Source organism: Fundidesulfovibrio sp. (genome assembly GCF_058402725.1).
In genome coordinates this window covers 1-4,697 of the sequence record NZ_JBZVFJ010000203.1, presented here as the reverse complement: position 1 = coordinate 4,697, position 4,697 = coordinate 1, and the positions used below count along the sequence as shown (strand labels likewise).

The window sequence follows — 4,697 nt, the reverse complement described above, 5'->3', positions numbered from 1 at the left end:
CGGAGACGACTCCCTCTGGCTGCGCGAGGCCGGGCGCTTCTACCTGCGCCTGCGCGACTTCCAGCGCGCCGGGAGCCTGCTCAAGCGGGCCGTGGAGCAAAACCCGCGCGACATGGTGGCCGTGGAGGGCTACGCCCTGTTCCAGGCCCAGGAGGGCAAGCGCGTGGAGGCCATGCAGCTCATGCGCCGCGTGGTGGCCTACGCCCCGGACTCCCCCGAGGTGCGCCAGCAGATGGCGCGCATCTACGGCGAAGTGGGCGACCTCTTCCAGGCCCACCTGAACCTGGCCTACGCCGCCGTCTACGCCAACGACCCCCGCCAGACCCGCATGCAGATGGAAAAGGCCAGGGAGCGCATCCGCACAGAGGAAGACCGCAAGGAATACGCCAAGCTGGAGAGGGTCTTCCGCGACCGCAGCGAGTACTGGCCCAAGCAGGCCATGTAGCAGCCTGTTGAAAAATCCTCGCTGGCTGCGTTGCAGGGAAAAAGCCAAACCCTCGCGTATGAGAAATTCGCTTCGGGCTTGGCTTTTCCCCTGCGCCTTGCCCGCGAGGTTTTTGAACAGGCTGCAAGAATCGACTTTCTCAACAGGCTGGCCGGGGGCCGGGGTCAGGCCCCCGGCAGGCTGAAGGTGAACGTGCTGCCCTTGCCCGGCTCGCTCTCCACGGCGATGGCCCCGCCGTGGGCCGCGAGCACCGCGCGCACCAGCGAGAGACCCAGGCCCAGTCCCCGGCGCGAGCGGCTCTTGTCCCCCCGGTAGAGCCTCTCGAAGATGCGCGGCATGTCCTCGGGGGCGATGCCCACGCCCCGGTCGCTCACCGTGACGAGCACCAGCCCCTGCTCGCGCCTTCCACGCACCGTCACCCGTCCCCCCACGTCGGAGTACTTGAGGGCGTTGTCCAGGAGGTTTGCCAGCACCTGGCGCACGCGCCCGGCGTCGGCCCGGGCGTGCAGGTCTCCCTCCAGCTCCAGGGCCAGTTCCACGGCGCTCTCCTGGGCCACGTCCTCGTAGAGTTCCACGGCCTCCTCCACCAGTTCGGCCAGGTCCACGCGCGCGATGTCCAGGCGCATGGCCCCAGTCTCGGCTTCGGAGATGTCCATGAGCGTGGTGAGCGTGGCGCGGATGCGCTCGTTCTCCTCGGCGATGTCCATGAGGGCCTCGCGCAGCTCCTCCCGGGAGTGGTTGCCCTGAAGGGCGACCTCCACCACGGCCTTGGCCCGGGTGAGGGGGGTGCGCAGGTCGTGGGCCACGTTGTCCAGGGTGTCGCGCATGCCCTGGATGAGGGTGGAGATGCGCTCCAGCATGGAGTTGAAGAGGCTCGCCAGCTCGTCGAGCTCGTCGTCTGCGCCCCGGGTGGGCACGCGGGCGTCCATGCTGCCCCGGCCGATGGAGTTCACGGCGGCGATGAGGTCGCGCAGGGGGGCCAGGGTGCGCCGGGCCAGCACCACGCCCACGCCCAGGCCCAGCACCACCACCGTGCCCGTGATGAACAGGAAGATCACCTGGAACTCGGAAAGCAGGTGCTCGCGCTGCCTGGCGTCGCTGCCCACGATCACCAGCGCGCCCCCGGACATGCGCCGGGCGCTGAACTCGTAGACCCCGCCCCCGGCCTTCTGCGAGCCCCACAGCCACCACTGGGCCCCGTCGCGGGCCTGGGCGTCCAGTTCGGCGCGCGGGGGCAGCTCCCAGCCGCTGGGGGCCACCGTGAAGAGTTCCGCGCCCGCCGGGCCGAGGATGCGCACGAAGTAGTCGGGCTCCTCGTACTCCGCAGTGTCGCGCCGGATGAACTCGATGAGCGCGCCAAGGCCTTTGGTGCGCTCGATGTAGGCGTATTCGTTGAGCTTGTCCGAGAGGTTCTTCTGGTCCTGCGAGCGCACCACCTGCGTGAGCAGCACGTAGGCGATCACGAAGAGCACGAGGGAGCTGGCGATGTAGAGGAAGGCGTAGCTGGCCGTGAGGCGAAAGACGGTGCTACGCCTGATCCGGCCGGGGAGGCTTGAGAACATAGCCCACCCCCCTCAGGGTGGAGAGCATCTTGGGCTCGAAGCCCTTGTCGATCTTGTTGCGCAGGCGGCAGACCAGCACGTCCACAACGTTGGTCTGGGGGTCGAAGTTGTAGTTCCAGACGTGCTCCATGATCATGGTCTTGGAGAGCACCTTGCCCGGGTTGCGCATGAAGAATTCCAGCAGGGAGAACTCCCGCGGCTGGAGCGTGAGCGGGGCCTGGTCGCGCGTGACCTCGCGGGTGAGCAGGTTCATGGCGATGGGGCCCACGCAGAGCTGCGTGGTTTCGGCCGTGCTGGTGGAGCGCCGGATGAGGGCCTGGAGCCTTGCCAGAAGCTCCGCGAAGGAGAAGGGCTTGGGCAGGTAGTCGTCGCCGCCGGCCTGGAGGCCGCGCACGCGGTCGTCCACGGTGTGCTTGGCCGAGAGGATGATCACGGGGGTGTTCACGCGGCTGGCGCGCATCTCTTCGATCAGGCGCAGGCCGTCGAGGCCCGGGAGCATGAGGTCCACCACGGCGGCGGAGTAGGATTCCGTGAGCGCCATGTGCAGGCCGTCGCGGCCGTCGGGGCTGTGGTCCACCGCGAAGCCGTTCTGCTTGAGGCCCTGGGCGATGAAGGCGGCGATCTTGGCGTCGTCTTCCACGAGAAGGATGCGCATGCAACTGGAGATAGACCCCTCAGGTGGACGTGTCAACGGGGCCGGGGCGGAGGGCCTTTCACTTCTGTAATGGCGTGGAAAGGCAGCGGCAATCATGGGGCGCGTAGCGATACGCCCACGCGTCGCAGGGCGCAGTGCACTGCAACTCCACTGTGGTGCGCCGCGTGATGCAGGGCGTCAACTGAACAACCCCAACCCAATGAGGATCATGCAATGAAGAAAGCCGTTCTCCTCGCCGTGGCCGCCTGCCTGGTGTTCGCCTCCGCCGCCTTCGCCTTCGAGGGCAAGAGCTCCACCGACAAGCAGGGCTCGTACATCGAACAGATGGCCAAGAAGAAGTCCTCCAAGAAGAAGACCACTCCTCCGGCCAACTAAATCCGGCCAACGAGCTCCCACTCGTCCTGCAGGGCCGGAAGCTCCCCTGGGAGCCCGGCCCACGCGCCCCTCTTGCCGCCTGCCGGAAGAGGGGCGTTTGCGTTGCGCCATGCGGAGGGCTGGTGTTCAGTCGTGGCGCTCGCGCAGGAGCCGCGCGGCGCGGGCGATGCTGGCGATCTTGGCCGAGGCGACCTCCTCCACGTTCACGCAGCGGTTGGCGAAGCAGCCGAAGCCGCAGTCGGTGTTCAGGAAGAGCTGTTCCGGCCGGTAGTAGCGCAGGGCCTCCTCGGCCCGGGCCGCGATGGCCTCGGGCGTCTCCACCTCCACGGTGCGCGGATTCACCACGCCCAGGCCCAATTCCCGGGGAGCCCCGCCGCCGGGGTTCGCGCCCGAGAGCGCCCGGCCCACCACCTCGATCTCCCCGGCGCGGGGGGTGGCGAATTCCAGCACGTACTGGTCCACGCGCATCTTTTCCAGCGCCGGCAGGAGCGGACGGTAGTCCCCCGTGAGGAGCACCTCCTCCCGGGTGGACCAGTTGCCCCGGCAGATGTGCAGGCCGATGCGCGGCGCGCCGGGCCTGCCCTGCACGCCCTCGATGACCTCGTTGACGAGTTGCGCCGCGTAGTCGAGTTCTTCACCCACGTCCCGGCGGGTGGCGAGCGTCGCTCACATGAACGTTCGGCGGCCGCACTCCCCGCTCATCACCGCCTCGGTGAGCACGGGTTCGTCGAACTGCACGAACTCGCAGCCCCGGGCGGCCAGATCCTCCAGTTCCTCGCGCAGCAGGCGCACCACGTCGCGCCCCATCTCCTGCTGGCTGGCGTAGGCCTTCTTCGTGTAGGCGCTCACCCACATGGAGCGCGTGAGCAGGTACGGTCCGGGCAGGGTGATCTTCACGGGCCGGTCCGTGAGGGTTCTCAGGAAGTCCAGGTCGCCCGCCGCCAGGGGTTCGCGCCGGGCCAGGCGGCCGGTGCAGGTGGGGTTGCGGATGGCCGAGGCGGGCACGTCCAGGGTGGTGAGCATCTCCTCGAAGCCGGACTTGTCCTCCATTTCGTCGAGCATCTCGGCCAGGGACATCAGGCGCACGCCCTCGAGCTTCTCGGCCACGAAGCTGTAGAAGTTGTCGCGGCGGTGCTCCCCGTCCACGAGCACGTCGAGCCCGGCGTCCTCCTGGATGCGCACGGTGCGGCGCACCTCCTCGTCGGCTGCGGCGTCGAAGGCCTTGCGGTCGATCTCGCCCAGGCGGCGGTCGCGCAGGGCGCGCAGCATGCGTTTCGAGCGGGGCCAGCTGCCCACCTGGGTGGTGGTGAAGGCCGTCATGACGCGGTGAAGGATGTCTTGAGGTCCACGGCCCGGGCCAGGGTGGCGGCCAGGGGCGAGCGGGCCACGGCGACGCGCCAGAGTTCCCGCGCCTTGTCCTCGTCGTCCAGGGTGGAGGCGAAGCAGCGCGCCTCGATGGCGGCGAAGGAGGGGTCGCCCTCTTCCAGGCCCAGGTGGGCCAGCACGTTGTGCAGCGTGCCTTTCACGGTCACCTCCACGTCGTCCAGGGCCAGGCCCTCCCGGGAGCAGAGGGTGGCGTAGCCCGTGGCTAGGCAGGCGCCCAGCGCGCCCAGCAGGGCCTCCACGGCGCTGGGGTGGGCGTCGCGCTCCTCGAAGCTGG

General features: G+C 68.9%; 6 protein-coding genes. 2 read left to right on the top strand and 4 right to left on the bottom strand.

Annotated features, from left to right (window positions below; all coding sequences use genetic code 11):
* Positions 1 to 445, top strand: a 445-nt coding sequence (locus ACV4UX_RS17365) for a tetratricopeptide repeat protein (protein WP_491594538.1), incomplete at its 5' end; no start/stop codon positions are given.
* 164 nt (positions 446 to 609) lie between these two features.
* Here the strand turns inward: ACV4UX_RS17365 and ACV4UX_RS17360 are convergent.
* Positions 610 to 2,007, bottom strand: a complete 1,398-nt coding sequence (locus tag ACV4UX_RS17360; protein WP_491594537.1) for an ATP-binding protein — start codon at positions 2,005 to 2,007, stop codon at positions 610 to 612.
* Positions 1,973 to 2,662 carry a response regulator transcription factor gene (locus ACV4UX_RS17355; RefSeq protein ID WP_491594536.1) on the bottom strand — a complete coding sequence of 230 codons (690 nt, stop codon included), beginning with the start codon at positions 2,660 to 2,662 and terminating at the stop codon, positions 1,973 to 1,975. Before ACV4UX_RS17355 ends, ACV4UX_RS17360 begins: the two co-directional genes overlap by 35 nt.
* Positions 2,663 to 2,875: 213 nt before the next feature.
* Here ACV4UX_RS17355 and ACV4UX_RS17350 point away from each other — a divergent pair, with 213 nt between their 5' ends.
* Positions 2,876 to 3,037 (top strand): hypothetical protein, encoded by a 162-nt coding sequence (locus ACV4UX_RS17350; protein ID WP_491594535.1) that lies wholly within the window; start codon positions 2,876 to 2,878, stop codon positions 3,035 to 3,037.
* 126 nt (positions 3,038 to 3,163) lie between these two features.
* On the opposite strand, the gene ACV4UX_RS17345 is transcribed toward ACV4UX_RS17350, so the two are convergent.
* Positions 3,164 to 4,357, bottom strand: coding sequence for a vitamin-B12 independent methionine synthase (locus ACV4UX_RS17345; RefSeq protein ID WP_491594534.1), 1,194 nt, complete (start codon positions 4,355 to 4,357; stop codon positions 3,164 to 3,166).
* The coding region (locus tag ACV4UX_RS17340) for an OsmC family protein (protein WP_491594533.1) at positions 4,354 to 4,697 on the bottom strand (344 nt) is incomplete at its 5' end. The genes ACV4UX_RS17345 and ACV4UX_RS17340, both read right to left, overlap by 4 nt.

Excerpts from the sequence above, each read along its gene's own strand:
- ACV4UX_RS17355 (WP_491594536.1), bottom strand. The coding sequence starts at position 2,662 with ATGCGCATCCTTCTCGTGGAAGACGACGCCAAGATCGCCGCCTTCATC.
- ACV4UX_RS17360 (WP_491594537.1), bottom strand. The coding sequence starts at position 2,007 with ATGTTCTCAAGCCTCCCCGGCCGGATCAGGCGTAGCACCGTCTTTCGC.
- ACV4UX_RS17350 (WP_491594535.1), top strand. The coding sequence starts at position 2,876 with ATGAAGAAAGCCGTTCTCCTCGCCGTGGCCGCCTGCCTGGTGTTCGCC.